The following is a 14,934-nucleotide window of genomic DNA, read 5'->3' as shown; positions in this document are numbered from 1 at the left end:
GAGCCGGACGCTGGTCGCCTCGCGGCGAGTTGCGCATCCGGGGCTCCAGCCTCGTGAGAGCGGTATTCCCCGGCGGCAGTTATCCAGTGGAGCCCGGGGACACAGATCGCCCGGCCCGGACGTCGTCCACGGTACGCGTCCCGGGCCCGCTCGTCAGCCGAACCCGCGGTCGTCCTGCTTGAGCGCCGTGTCGACGGTGAGCGCGGAGGCCAGCACCAGGCTCGCCAGCGGGTCCTCCAGGCGCCGGTGGACCTGGACGGCGTAGTTGTCGGCCGTGGTGAACATCGTCCGGGCCAGGCCCTCCCAGGTCTTGGTGATCCGGGCGACCTCCTGGCCGGTGTGGTCGGTGACCGCGAAGTTCCACGCCCGCCAGTTCTCCGCCTGGATCGCGCCGACGACCTGGCCGCCGACGACGAGGTCGAAGCGGATCTTGCCGAAGGCGTTGGCCTGGACGATCTCCCCGACCGGCTCGCCGGACCCGCGCGACACCTGCACCCGGGACTTCACCAGCTTCGCCGGCCGGACCAGCACCAGCACCACCCCGGTGGCGTCCCGCACCTCCAGGGTGTGGGTGAGGAACTGGTCCAGCGAGGAGACGAACCGCAGCGCCTTCTTCGCCGCCGACTGGCCGACCTGGACGACAGCGCCCAGCTGCTGGCCGTTGCCGTCGAAGACCGCGTACTCGTTCGTCAGCTCGATCAGCTTCGTCTTCTGGGACACCACCAGCGTCGGCTGCTCGAGCAGGATCGACCGGCCGTGCTGCTGCGGCGCGTACTGCTGCTGGACCTGCTGCGGTGCGGCCTGCGGGGGTGCGGCCTGCTGCGGCTGCTGCAGGTGGTCGGTCCAGTTCTGCCCGTCCCACCAGCGGCTGGCCGGGGTGCCGGCGGGGTCCGGGTACCAGCCCGGCGGGGGCGGCGGAGAGGTCATGGCGTGCAAGGTAGTGCGCCAGACTGGGCCCGTGGCCGACCTGACAGACACCGAGGCCCGCGTCCTCGACGCGGTCGACGACGGGTGGCTCCTGGCGCGCCTGCGCGAGCTGGTGGCGGTGCCCTCGGTGGGCGGCACCGCGGCGGAGTCCGAGGCCCAGCACCTGGTGGCCGGGTGGCTGCGGGACATGGGCGCCGACACCGACGTCTGGGCGATCGACCTGACCGAGGCGGCCACCGCACCCGACGCCCCGGGCCAGGAGGCCGTGCGCGAGGAGGCCGTCGGGGTGGTCGGCACCCTCGGCGCGGGCGAGCCCGGGCTGGTGCTCTGCGGGCACAGCGNTCTTTCTCTTTTTGTCTGACCGACGCCCGCAGCGCCGCCCACAGGGAGTGTCGTAGCGTCAGATGGATGTGTATAAGAGCCGGGGCGGTCGCCGCGTCCGGGGTCCGGCTGGCCCGACCGCTGGCCGTGCACAGCGTCGTCGGCGAGGAGGACGGCGGGCTGGGCGCCTGGGCGACGCTCCGCCGCGGCCACCGGGGTGCGGCCTGCATCATCCCGGAGCCCACCGCCGGTGCGGTGATGACGGCGAACGCCGGCGCCCTGACCTTCCGGCTCACCCTGACCGGCCTGGCCGCGCACGGCGCCATGCGGGACCGCGGGGTCAGCACCGTCGAGGCCTTCGCCGACCTGCACGCCGGCATCCGGGAGTTCGAGGCCGGCCGGCAGCGCGACGTCGACCGGTTCCTGGGCACCGCGCTGCCCTACGGCATCTCGATCGGCACGGTGCAGGCCGGCGACTGGTCCTCCACCGTCCCCGACCGGCTGGTCGCCGAGGGCCGCTTCGGGGTGCAGGTCGACGAGCCCGTGGAGACGGCGAAGGCCGCGTTCGAGGCCGCGGTCGCCGCCTCCTGCGCCGGGCACGGGTGGCTGAACGACCACCCCGCCCGGGTGGAGTGGGTCGGCGGCAGCTTCGCCAGCGGCCGGCTGCCGCAGGGGTCACCCATGCTGCCGGCCGTGCAGGACGCCGTCGTCGACCTGGGGCGGGCCCGCCCCGTCGAGCGGTACGTGCCGGCCGGCACCGACCTGCGGCTCTACGCCGCGGCCGGGGTGCCGACGCTGCACTACGGGCCCGGGGACCTGGCCCTGGCGCACGCCCCGCGGGAGCAGGTCCCGGTGGCCGACGTCGGGCACGTGGCCCGGGTGCTCGCGCTGACCGCGCTGCGGCAGTGCACGGTGGAGCCGTGACCGTCTCCTACGAGGACTTCGCCGCCCTGACCGAGGACTCCCCCACCACCCGCACCGAGTGGGCCGCGCTGGTGGCCGCCTGGGGTGAACCGCACCGCAGCTACCACGACCTTGCCCACCTGGCCGCCGTCCTCGGGCTGGTCGGCGAGCTGTCCGGGCACGCCGCCGACCCGGTCGCCGTGGCGCTGGCCGCCTGGTACCACGACGTCGCCTACGACCCGACCGCCGCGGACAACGAGGAGGTCAGCGCGCAGCGCGCCGAGGTGGGGCTGCGCGGCCTGGTGCCCGACGGGCAGCGCGCGGAGGTCGCCCGGCTGGTCCGGCTGACCGCCGGCCACGACCCGGCCGACGCCGACGCCGACGGCGCGGTGCTCTGCGACGCCGACCTGGCCGTGCTGGCCTCCCCGCCCGCGGCCTACGCCGGCTACGCCTCGGCGGTGCGGGCGGAGTACGGGCACCTGGCCGACGACGTGTTCACCGCCGGCCGGATCGCCGTCCTGGAGCACCTGCTCGCCCTCCCCCGGCTCTACCGGACGCCGACCGCCCAGCCGTGGACCGAGCCGGCCCGGGCCAACCTCACCGCCGAGCTGCAGCTCCTCCGCGCCCGGGCTTCCTGACCCGCAGCCCGGCCGCGAGCAGCCGGGCCAGTAGCTCCCGGGCCGGCACCGACTCCGCCCCCGCCGCCACGGCGACGGCGTGCAGCTCCTCCGGGACGTCGTAGTGGTCGCCCTGGAACGCCCGCCGCGGGATGCCCAGCTCGGCCTCGACGAAGGCGTGCAGCTCGTCGTAGGAGGTGTCGCTGACCAGGTGCGACCACAGCCGCCCCCGCCAGGGCCAGACGGGGGTGTCGATCAGCACGGCCACCGTGCCATCGTCGCAGCATGACCGAGGCCCGGGCGTGCCCGATCCTGCCCGTGACCGACCTGGACCGGGCGTTGGCGCACTACGCCGCCCTCGGCTGCACGGTGAGCCGGCACGACGACACCTACGGGTTCGCCGCGCTGGCCGGGGTGGAGCTGCACCTGTCCGTCGTCGCCGACCACGACCCGGCGCGGACGGCCTCCGCGGTGTTCCTGCACGTGCCCGATGCCGACGACCTGGCCCGGCGCTGGGCCGACGTGCCGCGGACCGGCGGGCCGGTGGACACCGACTACGGCATCCGCGAGGGCTGGCACATCGACCCGGACGGGAACCTGCTGCGGTTCGTGTCCCCGCTACCGTCGTCCGGGTGAGTGCTGAGACCCGCTGGGGCATCGTCGGACCGGGCCGGATCGCCGAGAACGTCGTGCGGGACTTCCCGCACGTGCCGGGGGCGCGGGTGACCGCGGTCGGGTCCCGCTCCCTGGACCGGGCACGGGACTTCGCCGACCGGCACGGCGTCCCGACCGCCTACGGGTCCTACGCCGAGCTGGTCGCCGACCCCGACGTCGACGTGCTGTACCTGGCCACCCCGCACCCGCAGCACCACGCGGTCGCCCTGCAGGCCATCGCCGCGGGCAAGTCGCTGCTGGTGGAGAAGGCGTTCACCGCCACGCTCGCCGGCAGCCAGGAGGTCGTCGACGCCGCCCGGGCGGCCGGGGTCTTCGTGATGGAGGCGATGTGGACCCGCTTCCAGCCGGCCGTCGTCCGGCTGCGGGAGCTGATCGCCGACGGCGCGGTCGGCGAGGTCCGCTCGGTGCAGGCCGATCTCGGCGTCGCGCGCGAGTTCGACCCGGCCGACCGGCTGTTCGCCAAGGAGCTCGGCGGCGGCGCGCTGCTGGACCTCGGCGTCTACGTGGTGTCCTTCGCCCAGATGCTGCTCGGCGACCCGGACACCGTGCGGGCCACCGGTTCGACCTTCCCCACCGGCGTGGACGCCGAGGCCGCGCTGCTGCTGGGGTGGGCCGACGGGCGCTCGGCCACGCTGCAGACCTCGCTGCGCAACGCCCTCCCCGGCCAGGCCCGGGTCTTCGGGACGACGGGGTGGGTCGACGTGCTCCCCCGCTTCCACCACCCGGCGACGATCGTGCTGCACCGCGCCGGTGCCGACCCCGAGGAGATCACCCTCCCGGCCGCCGGCACCGGCTACAGCCACGAGATCGCCGAGGTGCACGAGGGCGTGCTGGCCGGGCGGACCGAGTCCGCGGTCATGCCGCTGGCCGACACACTCGCCGTGATGCGAGTGCTCGAGGAGGCCGCCGCCCAGCTGGGCGTGAGCTTCACCGAGGCGCCCCCGGAGGCATAGGAACCTCTGCACCCCCTCCGCGGCGCGGGAGGGGGTGCAGAGGTTCCGTTGCCTGCGCCGCGGCGCGGATCAGATGGCGATCTGCTCCACCGGGGTGGCCGGGTCGGCGTCGGCCGCGGCGGCCAGCGGCGGCACGATCAGCTCCAGCGCGTAGGGCAGCGACAGCGGGCTGGTGAAGCCCAGGGCGGCCGGGAACTGCTTGTCGAACCCGCCGACGAAGACGGTGCGGTCCTCGGCCACCACGGGCAGCGCGGCGAACAGCGGCTCGGCCAGCAGCGTGGCCTGGTCGGTGCCCGCGGCGACCAGGACGTCGCCGTCCAGCGCCTCGAGGGACTCCGCGGACAGCGAGCCGGTCGTGGCCGGTGCCTGGAAGCCCAGCTCGGTGAAGAACTGCATGCGCAGGTCGGTGTCCGGCAGCGCGCCGTGGGTGCCCTGGAACCAGTAGTCCAGCGCCAGGGTCTGGCCCTCGAAGGAGGGGTTGGCCTCGCGGGCGTCGGCGAAGGCGCCCTCGACGTCGGCGACCAGCGCGTCGGCCTCGTCGGCCTTGCCCAGGGCGGCGCCGTCCATCCGGGTCTGCTCCTGCCACGGGGTGGCGCCGAGCTCGTAGTCGGCGGACTCGGCCACCGTCGGGGCGATCTGCGACAGCAGGTCGTAGGTGCTCTCGTCGATGAACGAGTAGACACCCAGGATCAGGTCGGGCTGCAGCGCCGCGATCGCCTCGAGGTCCAGCTCCTCGGCACCCACGGTCGGCAGCGGCTCGTCGGGCAGCAGGTCCACCGCCCAGGGCCGGGTGTTCGCGTCGTAGCTCAGGTACTCGCGGACGCCGACGGGGGTGACACCCAGCGCGAGGGCGAAGTCCTGCTCGTTGAAGCCGATGGTCACCACCCGCTCGGGCTCGGCCTCGATCGTGGTCTCGCCGAAGGTGTGCTCGATGGTCACCGGGAAGGCGCCGTCGGACGACGAGGAGCCACCGGCGGCCGGGGTCTCCTCGTCGGAGCTGCCGCAGGCGGTCAGGGTCAGCGCCAGGGCGGCGGTGGCGAGGGCGGCCAGGGGACGACGGGTCATGAGGGGGTGCGCTCCAGGGTGGGTCCGACGGGTACCGGATGAGGTTAGCCTGCCCTTGCCAACCGCTCGGACCCCGGTCTGTGCGCACGCTGTGCGGACGCCGAACGGGGCGGCCTCCCTGAGGAGACCGCCCCGTCCGGGCAGTGCAGGTGGTGCTGGTGCCGGCTCACGCCGGCGGTGGTGCGGCGGGACTCAGAAGTCCATGCCGCCCATGCCGCCGTCGCCACCGGGCATCGCCGGCGCGGACTTCTCCGGCTTGTCGGCGATGACGGCCTCGGTGGTGAGGAAGAGCGCCGCGATGGAGGCGGCGTTCTGCAGGGCCGAGCGGGTGACCTTGGCCGGGTCGATGATGCCGGCGGCGACCAGGTCGACGTACTCGCCCGAGGCAGCGTTCAGGCCCCAGCCGATCTCGGAGTTGCGGACCTTCTCCGCCACGACGCCGCCCTCGAGGCCGGCGTTGATCGCGATCTGCTTGAGCGGGGCCTCGAGGGCCACGCGGACGATGTTCGCCCCGGTGGCCTCGTCGCCGGTGAGCTCGAGCTTGTCGAAGACGGAGTAGGCCTGCGCGAGCGCGACGCCACCCCCGGCGACGATGCCCTCCTCGACGGCGGCCTTCGCGTTGCGGACGGCGTCCTCGATGCGGTGCTTGCGCTCCTTGAGCTCGACCTCGGTCGCGGCGCCGGCCTTGATGACGGCGACGCCACCGGCCAGCTTGGCCAGGCGCTCCTGCAGCTTCTCGCGGTCGTAGTCGGAGTCCGACTTCTCGATCTCGGCGCGGATCTGGTTGACCCGACCGGCGATCTGGTCCTGGTCGCCGGCACCCTCGACGATGGTGGTCTCGTCCTTGGTGACGACGACCTTGCGGGCGCGGCCCAGCAGGTCGATGCCGGCGTTCTCCAGCTTGAGGCCGACCTCCTCGGAGATGACCTGGCCACCGGTGAGGATGGCGATGTCGCCGAGCATGGCCTTGCGGCGGTCACCGAAGCCGGGGGCCTTGACGGCGGCCGACTTGAAGGTGCCACGGATCTTGTTGACCACCAGGGTCGCGAGGGCCTCGCCCTCGACGTCCTCGGAGATGATCAGCAGCGGCTTGCCGGACTGCATGACCTTCTCCAGCAGCGGCAGCAGGTCCTTGACCGAGCTGATCTTGGAGTTGACGACGAGCACGTACGGGTCGTCGAGGACGGCCTCCATGCGCTCGGTGTCGGTCACGAAGTAGGGCGAGGTGTAGCCCTTGTCGAAGCGCATGCCCTCGGTGAGCTCGAGCTCGAGGCCGAAGGTGTTGCTCTCCTCGACGGTGATGACGCCTTCCTTGCCGACCTTGTCCATCGCCTCGGCGATGAGCTCGCCGATGGCCGGGTCAGCGGCGGAGATGGAGGCGGTGGCAGCGATCTGCTCCTTGGTCTCCACGTCCTTGGCGGTCGAGAGCAGGTACTCGGAGACGGCGGCGACGGCCTTCTCGATGCCCTTCTTCAGGGCCATCGGGTTCGCGCCGGCGGCGACGTTGCGCAGCCCCTCGCGGACGAGGGCCTGGGCGAGCACGGTGGCGGTGGTGGTGCCGTCACCCGCGACGTCGTCGGTCTTCTTCGCGACCTCCTTGACGAGCTCGGCCCCGATCTTCTCGTACGGGTCCTCGAGCTCGATCTCCTTGGCGATGCTCACACCGTCGTTGGTGATGGTGGGGGCACCCCACTTCTTCTCCAGCACGACGTTGCGGCCCTTGGGGCCGAGGGTGACCTTGACGGCGTCGGCGAGGGTGTTCATGCCCCGCTCGAGGCCGCGGCGGGCCTCTTCGTCGAAGGCGATCATCTTGGCCATGTGGTGGTGTCCTCCATGCGTGGCTCGCTGCTGGTCGGGCGGCGCCCGCGACGGACGGCACCTGCACCGTGGACGCTCCTGCGGCCCACGTGCCGATGCCTCACCGGCCCGACCTGGTTGGCACTCAGATGCTCCGAGTGCCAGCCCGAGTCTGGCACTCGACCCAGGCGAGTGCAAGAACGGGGGTCACCCCCGCCGTCGGCGGAGCACCTCGCCGGCGGCCAGGTCCAGAAACGCGACCAGCACGGCGGCCACCACGAGGGCCAGGACGTACACCCAGAGGTAGAGCGCCAGGACGCCGAGCAGGGGCCCGGTGTACCCGGACAACCCGGCCACGCCGAGCACGTACCAGACCCACGGGCCCACGACGGCCAGGCCGAGCACCGTCGACCAGCGACCCCCGCGGGTCTGCGGCCGGGTGCCGAACCGGCGTGCGACGGCCCCGACGACCAGCAGGCCCACCAGCACGGCCGCCAGGGGTCCGCCGACGGCCCGCTCCCCCGCCCCGGCGACCAGCAGGACGAGCGAGATCACCACGAGGACGACGGCCAGCGCGACGTGGCCGACCAGCAGCGCGGGCGCCCACGACCGCGGCCGGACGACGACCGGCACCGGTCGGGGCACCTGGCGCGAGGGCTCGGAGGGCGTGGTCACCGCGCCGGCCTCCGGCCCCACGCCGGCGCCCGGCGCAGCCTGGGTGGACCCCCCGCGCAGACCCTCACCCCAGGTCGTGGACTGGGGTGAGGAGCCACGGGGTGGGTCGACCCAGGTTGCGGCACCGACGCGGCCGACCTCAGGCGATGAGGCCGGCCTCGCGCAGCGAGCGCAGCGAGGGCTGCACGTGGTGGGTGGGGCCGACGACCGGGGCGAGCGGGTCGAGGGTCTTGAGCCCCTCGCCGGTGTTGAGCACCACCGTCTCCTGCGCGGGGTCCAGCAGCCCCTTCTCCACGAGCTGGCGGAGCACGGCCGTGGTCACCCCGCCCGCGGTCTCGGCGAAGACGCCGGTGGTGCGGGCCAGGTCGCGGATGCCGGCCACGATCTCGTCGTCCCCGACCCGGCCGACCGAGCCACCGGTGCGCCGGATCGCGTCCAGGGCGTAGGGCCCGTCGGCGGGGTTGCCGATGTTCAGGCTCTTCGCGATGCCGGTCGGCTTCACCGGCTTGACGACGTCCCAGCCGTTGTCGAACGCGGTGGCGATCGGGTCGCAGCCGGCCGACTGGGCACCGAAGACCTTCCAGGGGGTGTCCTCGACGATGCCGGCGGCCACCAGCTCCTTCCAGGCCTTGTCGACCTTGGTGAGCAGCGACCCCGACGCCATCGGGATCACGACCTGGGCCGGGATGCGCCAGCCGAGCTGCTCGGCGATCTCGTAGCCCACGGTCTTGGAGCCCTCGGCGTAGTAGGGCCGGACGTTCTGGTTGACGAAGGCGCAGTCCTCGAACTCGTCGGTCTCGGCGAGCTCGCTGGTCAGCCGGTTGACGTCGTCGTAGGAGCCGTCGACGGCGACGAGGGCCTGGCCGTACACCGCCGACTGGACGATCTTGCCGGGCTCCAGGTCGCTGGGCACGAACACGAACGAGGGCAGGCCATTGCGGGCGGCGTGGGCGGCCACCGAGTTGGCCAGGTTGCCGGTCGAGGCGCAGGCGATCTTGGCGTAGCCGAACCCCTTGGCGGCGGTGGCGGCCAGGCTGACGACGCGGTCCTTGAACGAGTGCGTCGGGTTGGCCGAGTCGTCCTTCACCCACAGCGGGGCGGTGAAGCCGAGCTCGTCGCCCAGCCGCTGCGCCCGCACCAGCGGGGTCATCCCCGGGTCCAGGCTCACCCGGTCGGCCGGGTCCTGGCCGGTGGGCAGCAGCGGGGCGTAGCGCCAGATGTTGTGCGGGCCGGCCTCGATCTGCTCGCGGGTGACCGCGCGCATGAGCTCGGGGTCGTAGTCGACCTCGAGCGGGCCGAAGCACTCGGCGCAGGCGTGCTCGGCGATCAGGCCGAAGGTGGCACCGCAGTTGCGGCACACCAGCCCGCGGGCCGGGTTGGCGGCGACGGTGGTGGCGGGGCCGGGGGTGGTGGGGCCGGTGGTGGCCTCGGGAGCGGTCAGGGTCATGCGACGACTACCTCCTCATCTTCCCTGCGCCGGGTCGTCGACCGCGCAGGACGGATGGGGCACCTGCTGCTCGCGCAGTGGTTGCCGGGGCTTCATCGGGCCGTGTCCCTCTGCCCCTCTGGATGAGTGGAACGCCCCGGACCTTACTGCAGGATGGGCGCCGTGCCCGCAGCCATCGTCTACACCGACCTCGACGGCACGATGGTCGGCCCGCGCGGGTCCTTCGTGCACACCGCCACCGGGGAGCTCACCGCGCAGCCCTGGACGGCGCTGCTGGAGCTGCACCGGGCCGGCGTGCCGCTGGTCCTGGTCTCCGGGCGCACCCACGCCCAGCTGCAGGAGGCCGGCCGGGTCTTCGCCGTCGACGGGCACATCGCCGAGCTGGGCTCGCTGGTGAGCTGGGCCGGCGGCCGGGAGACCCACCTGCTGACCGGCGACCTGCCCGCGGAGTTCGCCGGGCGCACCCCGGTCGAGGTGATGGCCGGGCTCGGCGTGGTGGACGCGCTGGTGGCGGCCTGGCCGGGGCAGCTGGAGTGGCACTCCCCCTGGCACGCCACGCACACCGGCGACGCCATGCTCCGCGGCCGGGTGGGCACCGCCGAGGTCGACGCGTGGCTCGCCGACCGCGGCTGGGGGTGGCTGACCCTCAAGGACAACGGCCGGGTCCCCCGCACCTCGCGGATGACGCTGGACGTCGAGGGCGACCCGCACGTCTTCCACCTGATGCCGCGCGGCATCGGCAAGGGCTCCGCGATCGCCTGGGACCTGGCCCGGCGCGCGATCGACCCGGCCGACGCGGTGGCGGTCGGCGACTCGGTCAGCGACCTGGAGATGGCGCCGGCCGTCGGTCGGCTGTTCATCACCGCGAACGGCGCCGCCGTCCCCGGCATGGCCGAGGCGATCGCCGCCCTGCCGGACGTGGCGGCGACCGCCGGCGCGATGGGTCTCGGCTGGGCCGAGGCCGTCCGCGCCGCCCTCGGGTAGCTGCCTAGCTCGTGACGTCGCGGCGGGCGAAGTGCCGGAAGGCCAGCGCGGTGAACACCGCCGCGTAGAGCAGCGACTGGATGACCCCGCGGTACAGGTCCCCGCTGTCGACCGGGGTCTGCAGCAGGTCGGTCCAGGCGAACTCCTCGGCGGTCGGGAAGTAGTCCCTGATGCTGCCCAGCTGCTCGACCTGGTCGAGGATCGCGAAGACGAACATCGTGAACACCGACCCGCCGACCGCGGCCAGCGGCGCGTCGGTCACCGTGGACAGCCAGAACGCCAGCGTGCCCACGACCAGCAGGTGGACGGCGAGGTAGCCGACCATCCCGGCCAGCCGGAGCATCCCCTGGCCCTGGTCGATGCTGATCCCGATCGGGGTCTGGATGTCCTCGAAGCCGAACGCGATGCCGCCGGCGACCACGGCCACCACGGTGACGGTCAGCAGCGCCGACACCGACAGCACCAGCGCGGCCAGCCACTTCTGCCGGAGCAGCCGCATCCGCGGCACCGGGGTGGCCAGCGCGTAGCGCAGCGACCCCCACTGCGCCTCGCTGGCCACGGTGTCGCCGAAGAACAGCGCGTAGACGACCACCAGGAAGAACGAGGTGGTCGCGAACAGCACGAACAGGGTGAAGTTCAGCCCGGACGACGTCGCGACGTCGACCAGGTTGAGCCGGCTGTTGGCCTGCGCGTCCTCGCTGGCGCCCAGCTGCAGGGCGGCGATGAGCAGCAGCGGCAGCGCCACCATCAGCGCGAAGACGCCGATCGTGCGCCGCCGCTTGAACTGCCGGCGCAGCTCGACCGACAGCCGCAGGGTGCGCTCGGGCCGGTAGCCGGCGACGGCCCCGGTGGACTGGACGGTGCTCACGAGCTCTCCCCCACCAGCGACAGGAACGCGTCCTCCAGGCGGCGACGCGGGGTGACCTGGTCGACCCCGATGCCGGCCCCGACCAGGGCGGCGACCGCCGAGGCCCGGGAGGCACCGGCCAGCTCGACGACCAGGCCCTCGTCGGCGCGCTCGACCGAGGCGCCGTCCAGGCCCTCGAGGACGGCGACCGCGCGGTCGGCGTCCGCCGGGTCCTCGAGCACGACCAGCACCGCTCCCCCGGTGCCGACGATCTCCTCGACCGTGCCCTCGGCGACCTTCTGGCCCTTGGCCATCACGACGACGTGGCTGCAGGTCTGCTCGATCTCGGCCAGCAGGTGGCTGCTCACGATGACCGTGCGGCCGGTCGCCGCGTAGTCCTGCAGCACCTCGCGCATGGCGTGGATCTGCGGCGGGGCCAGCCCCCTGGTCGGCTCGTCGAGGGCGAGCAGGGCCGGCAGGCCGAGCATGGCCTGCGCGATGGCCACCCGCTGGCGCATGCCCTGGGAGTAGGAGCGGACGCGCTTGTCCAGCGCCGTCCCGAGGCCGGCGATGGCGATCGCCTCGTCCAGGTGGGCGTCGGCCAGCGGCCGGCCGGTGGCCGCCCAGTACAGCTCCAGGTTGTCCCGGCCGGACAGGTGCGGCTGCAGGCCGGTGCCCTCGACGAAGGAGCCCAGCCGGGACAGCACCGGGGCGCCGGGGGTGGCCGGGTGGCCGAAGACGGAGATGGTGCCCTCGGTCGGCCGGATCAGGCCCATGAGCATCCGCAGCGAGGTGGTCTTGCCGGCGCCGTTGGGGCCCAGCAGGCCGAGCACCTGGCCGCGGCGGACCTCGAAGGACAGGTCGCGGACGGCGGTGAAACCGTCCTTGTAGGACTTGGTCACCCCGGAGAAGCGCAGCGGCACGTCCTCGCCGTCGGGCTCGACGACCGACAGCTGCTTCCGGCGCCGGGCGCCCCACAGCTTCGCCACGACCACCCCGGCCAGGCCGAGCGCGACCAGCACGCCCAGCAGCACCCACCAGCGGGTGGCGCCAGAGGCGGTGCTGACGGTGCCGTCGACGGTGGGGGCGGCCAGCGCGGCGCCGTCGGCCAGCCCGACGGCGTAGACGCCGGACTCGGCCGGCGCGGCGAAGGCCTGGTCGGTGGAGGAGACCAGCACGCGCATCGTGTGGCCGACCTCGAACCGGTGCACGATCCCGGGCAGGGTCACCTGCACCTCGGTGGGCGCGGTCGGGTCGGTGGACAGCCCGGTCAGCGACAGCGGGGCCACCAGGCCCGAGGGGAGGGTCTGGCTGCCGTCGGCCGAGACGTCGTAGAGCTTGGCGAACAGCGTCGCCGTCCCGGTCGGCGAGGACACGGTCAGCGTGGTGGTGGCCGCACCGACCACGTCGACGGCGTCGGTCAGCGGCTCGGAGTCGAACGCCGCGAACTGGCCGGGGATCTCCACCGTCGTGCCGCCCAGGGCGGCGGTGACCGCGCCCAGGCCCGGGACGGTGGTGATGGCCGCGGGGTTGCCGCCCGGCGGGGTGACCACCGGGAACGTCGTGCCCGACAGCGGGACGTCGGTGCGCGCCACCGGGTCGCCGGACAGGCCCGGGTAGGCCGCGGCGGTCTCGGTCTGGCTGCCGCCCTGCACGCTGCCGGTCGCCGCCCCGACGCCGGTCGGGACCGGGAAGGTGAACTCGGTGCCGCGGTCCTCGCCGGTGCCGCGCAGGTGCACGTCGAACCAGCCGGCGACCAGGTCGCGGAGGTCGGCGGTGTCACCCTCCGACGCGCTGGCGTCGTGGCCGCCGTCGTACCAGACCACCGAGACCGGGGTGCCGTTCGCGGCGATGCCCCGGGCGTTGGCGTCGGCCTGGCCGAGCCCGAACAGCGAGTCCTGGGTGCCCTGCACCAGCAGCGTGGGTGCGGTGATCCGGTCGAGCACGGCGGCCGGCGAGGACCGGTCCAGCACCGCGGCGATCTCCGGGGTGAGCGTGCCGCTGGCCGCGGCGACCTGGTAGGCGGCGCAGATGTCGGCCCGGAACCGGCCGCAGGTCAGCGCCTGCTCGACGGCGGCGGAGTCCAGCGTCGAGGGGTCGACGTCGGGCAGCCCGCCGGCGCCGGCACCGCTCGCGCCGCCGGTCAGCGAGGCCAGCAGGCCGTCCCCGGTCGGGACCGACCCGGCACCGAAGAACAACCCGGACCACAGCCGCTTGAAGACCCCGCTGTCGCCGGTGGTCGGGGTGGCCGCCGGGGTCTCGCCGTCCACCGCCCCTGCCTGCGAGGGGAACAGCGCGGTGGTGAGGGAGTTCCAGGTGATCTGCGGGGCGATGGCGTCGACCCGGTCGTCGTAGGCGGCACCCAGCAGCGCCAGCGCACCGCCGTAGCTCGCCCCGGCCACGCCCACCCGCGGGTCGCCCGGGGCGTCGAGCTCGACGTCGTCCCGGTCGGCCAGCAGGTCGAGCATCGTGGAGAGGTCGGCGACCTCGTACCGGGGGTCGTCCAGCCCGATCTGGCCGGTGCTGTCGCCGAACCCCCGGGCCGAGTAGGTCAGCACCACGTAGCCGCGGCCGGCGAGGTCGCGGGCGTCGTCGGCCACCGAGGCCTTGCTGCCGCCGAAGCCGTGCGCGAGGACGACGGCCGGCGCCGGGTCGTCCGCGGTCGCCGAGGACGGCACGTAGACGGTGGTGTCGAGCTCCACGGCGTCCTCGCCGCTGCCCGAGGGCACGGTGGCGTCCTCGGTCGCGACGTCCTCGGCCGCCGACGCCGGCGCGGCGAAGGGGACGGCGAGCAGCACGGCGGCGGTCAGGACGGTGGTGAGGGCGGCGACGGTCGCGCGGGCGCCGGGGCGCGGGCTGGGTCGCACGAGCCCGCGGGTGGGACGCACGGGCGGTGAACGGACGGCGACCGGGCTGTGTTCCGCGGGCGACGGACCTGTGCGCGCGCTGTGCGGCCGGTCAGCCGGTCAGGGCTGCCAGTTGCCGGTCGCGATCACCACGAGGCCGGGGTCGGGCACTCCCTCCACCTCGAAGAACCGCTCAGAGGGCCCGCCCTGGATGTCCGGGAACTGCGCCTGGAGGGTGGCCGCCGCCTGCTCCTGCTGGGCGTCGCCAGCGGTGTAGAAGACCGTGGTGACCGCCACGTCCTGCTCGCCGTAGCTGCCCTCCTCCCGGATCTCCCAGCCGCCGTCGGCCAGCACCGTGCCGATGTCGCCGGCCAGGCCGTTGACGGTGGTCGCGTTGAGCACGGTCACCGGCGCGAACACCGGACCGGTCGGCCCCGCAGGCGTGGTGACCGGGGCGGGGGGCGGCGCGGCGGTGGTGGTCGCCGACGCGGCGGTGGAGGTGGTGGCCGGTGCGGTGCTGGCCGACTCCTGGGTGTCCGGGCCCTGGAAGGACCACACGCCGAGCAGCACGAGCGCCACGACGACGAAGGACACCAGACCGATGACCAGGCCGCGGGAGCCGCGGCGGCCCTCCTCGGGCAGCGGCGGGATCGGCGTGATGCCCTGCCGGCGCTCCTCGCGGCGGCGCACGACGTCGACGGCCTGGCGCTCGGCCCGGGTAGTGGCCCGACCGCCGATGACCCCGGTCTCGCCGGTGCCCGGCGCGGCTGCTCGCCCGGGCGTCCCGGCGGGTGGGGCCTCGTCGGCGGCCCGCCTCTCATACACAACTCCGAGGCCACGAGAACAGAGAGGACTTCGTATGCCGGCCTCCGGTTTG

General features: G+C 74.1%; 14 protein-coding genes and 1 riboswitch. Of the genes, 5 read left to right on the top strand and 9 right to left on the bottom strand.

Going from position 1 to position 14,934, the window contains the following annotated elements; all coding sequences use genetic code 11:
• Positions 1 to 153 precede the first annotated feature (153 nt).
• On the bottom strand, positions 154 to 927 hold the full coding sequence (locus LFA75_RS15270; RefSeq protein WP_225234471.1) for a phospholipid scramblase-related protein: 774 nt from the start codon (positions 925 to 927) through the stop codon (positions 154 to 156).
• Positions 928 to 1,335: 408 nt separating this feature from the next.
• On the opposite strand from LFA75_RS15270, the gene LFA75_RS15265 reads away from it, so the two are divergent.
• Both LFA75_RS15265 and LFA75_RS15260 read left to right on the top strand, forming a co-directional pair.
• The gene (locus LFA75_RS15265) at positions 1,336 to 2,172 is read left to right on the top strand and encodes a M20/M25/M40 family metallo-hydrolase (RefSeq protein ID WP_225234470.1); all 837 of its coding nucleotides are present in this window, start codon (positions 1,336 to 1,338) and stop codon (positions 2,170 to 2,172) included.
• Positions 2,169 to 2,789: an HD domain-containing protein gene (locus tag LFA75_RS15260; RefSeq protein WP_225234469.1), complete on the top strand. Its 621-nt coding sequence runs from the start codon at positions 2,169 to 2,171 to the stop codon at positions 2,787 to 2,789. The genes LFA75_RS15265 and LFA75_RS15260 overlap by 4 nt, the downstream gene beginning before the upstream one ends.
• Here the strand turns inward: LFA75_RS15260 and LFA75_RS15255 are convergent.
• Positions 2,749 to 3,036 (bottom strand): DUF4031 domain-containing protein, encoded by a 288-nt coding sequence (locus tag LFA75_RS15255; protein ID WP_225234468.1) that lies wholly within the window; start codon positions 3,034 to 3,036, stop codon positions 2,749 to 2,751. The two genes, LFA75_RS15260 and LFA75_RS15255, sit on opposite strands and share 41 nt — an antisense overlap.
• 17 nt (positions 3,037 to 3,053) lie before the next feature.
• Between LFA75_RS15255 and LFA75_RS15250 the strand changes: the two genes are divergently transcribed.
• Together LFA75_RS15250 and LFA75_RS15245 are read left to right on the top strand one after the other, a co-directional pair.
• Positions 3,054 to 3,404: a bleomycin resistance protein gene (locus LFA75_RS15250; RefSeq protein WP_225234467.1), complete on the top strand. Its 351-nt coding sequence runs from the start codon at positions 3,054 to 3,056 to the stop codon at positions 3,402 to 3,404.
• Entirely contained in the window at positions 3,401 to 4,396 is a 996-nt protein-coding gene (locus tag LFA75_RS15245; RefSeq protein ID WP_225234466.1) for a Gfo/Idh/MocA family protein, read from the top strand. The genes LFA75_RS15250 and LFA75_RS15245 overlap by 4 nt, the downstream gene beginning before the upstream one ends.
• Before the next feature lie 69 nt (positions 4,397 to 4,465).
• On the opposite strand, the gene LFA75_RS15240 is transcribed toward LFA75_RS15245, so the two are convergent.
• The 4 genes from LFA75_RS15240 to thrC form a co-directional block, all read right to left on the bottom strand.
• Positions 4,466 to 5,461: an iron-siderophore ABC transporter substrate-binding protein gene (locus LFA75_RS15240; RefSeq protein WP_225234465.1), complete on the bottom strand. Its 996-nt coding sequence runs from the start codon at positions 5,459 to 5,461 to the stop codon at positions 4,466 to 4,468.
• A gap of 192 nt (positions 5,462 to 5,653) precedes the next feature.
• A complete protein-coding gene (gene groL, locus LFA75_RS15235) occupies positions 5,654 to 7,279 on the bottom strand; it encodes a chaperonin GroEL (protein WP_225234464.1) in 1,626 nt (541 codons plus the stop codon).
• Positions 7,280 to 7,465: 186 nt separating this feature from the next.
• Positions 7,466 to 7,933 carry a hypothetical protein gene (locus LFA75_RS15230; protein WP_225234463.1) on the bottom strand — a complete coding sequence of 156 codons (468 nt, stop codon included), beginning with the start codon at positions 7,931 to 7,933 and terminating at the stop codon, positions 7,466 to 7,468.
• A 139-nt stretch (positions 7,934 to 8,072) separates the two neighbouring features.
• On the bottom strand, positions 8,073 to 9,380 hold the full coding sequence (thrC, locus tag LFA75_RS15225; RefSeq protein WP_225234462.1) for a threonine synthase: 1,308 nt from the start codon (positions 9,378 to 9,380) through the stop codon (positions 8,073 to 8,075).
• Between the two features lie 12 nt (positions 9,381 to 9,392).
• A riboswitch (SAM riboswitch) is annotated at positions 9,393 to 9,509 on the bottom strand.
• A gap of 33 nt (positions 9,510 to 9,542) precedes the next feature.
• Here thrC and LFA75_RS15220 point away from each other — a divergent pair.
• The gene (locus LFA75_RS15220; RefSeq protein ID WP_225234461.1) at positions 9,543 to 10,364 is read left to right on the top strand and encodes an HAD family hydrolase; all 822 of its coding nucleotides are present in this window, start codon (positions 9,543 to 9,545) and stop codon (positions 10,362 to 10,364) included.
• A 4-nt stretch (positions 10,365 to 10,368) separates the two neighbouring features.
• On the opposite strand, the gene LFA75_RS15215 is transcribed toward LFA75_RS15220, so the two are convergent.
• The 3 genes from LFA75_RS15215 to LFA75_RS15205 form a co-directional block, all read right to left on the bottom strand.
• Positions 10,369 to 11,232, bottom strand: a complete 864-nt coding sequence (locus LFA75_RS15215) for an ABC transporter permease (RefSeq protein WP_225234460.1) — start codon at positions 11,230 to 11,232, stop codon at positions 10,369 to 10,371.
• Positions 11,229 to 14,078 (bottom strand): alpha/beta fold hydrolase, encoded by a 2,850-nt coding sequence (locus LFA75_RS15210; RefSeq protein ID WP_225234459.1) that lies wholly within the window; start codon positions 14,076 to 14,078, stop codon positions 11,229 to 11,231. The genes LFA75_RS15215 and LFA75_RS15210 overlap by 4 nt, the downstream gene beginning before the upstream one ends.
• Before the next feature lie 99 nt (positions 14,079 to 14,177).
• Complete coding sequence (locus LFA75_RS15205; protein ID WP_225234458.1) at positions 14,178 to 14,882, bottom strand: LytR C-terminal domain-containing protein; 705 nt, start codon at positions 14,880 to 14,882, stop codon at positions 14,178 to 14,180.
• Positions 14,883 to 14,934: the final 52 nt, after the last annotated feature.

The sequence above is a fragment of the Klenkia terrae genome, from assembly GCF_900491935.1.
Taxonomy (GTDB): Bacteria; Actinomycetota; Actinomycetes; order Mycobacteriales; family Geodermatophilaceae; genus Klenkia; species Klenkia terrae.
This window is presented reverse-complemented; position numbering and strand designations above follow the sequence as displayed.

Excerpts from the sequence above, each read along its gene's own strand:
- LFA75_RS15265 (WP_225234470.1), top strand. The coding sequence starts at position 1,336 with ATGTGTATAAGAGCCGGGGCGGTCGCCGCGTCCGGGGTCCGGCTGGCC.
- LFA75_RS15270 (WP_225234471.1), bottom strand. The coding sequence starts at position 927 with ATGACCTCTCCGCCGCCCCCGCCGGGCTGGTACCCGGACCCCGCCGGC.
- LFA75_RS15250 (WP_225234467.1), top strand. The coding sequence starts at position 3,054 with ATGACCGAGGCCCGGGCGTGCCCGATCCTGCCCGTGACCGACCTGGAC.
- LFA75_RS15240 (WP_225234465.1), bottom strand. The coding sequence starts at position 5,461 with ATGACCCGTCGTCCCCTGGCCGCCCTCGCCACCGCCGCCCTGGCGCTG.
- groL (WP_225234464.1), bottom strand. The coding sequence starts at position 7,279 with ATGGCCAAGATGATCGCCTTCGACGAAGAGGCCCGCCGCGGCCTCGAG.
- thrC (WP_225234462.1), bottom strand. The coding sequence starts at position 9,380 with ATGACCCTGACCGCTCCCGAGGCCACCACCGGCCCCACCACCCCCGGC.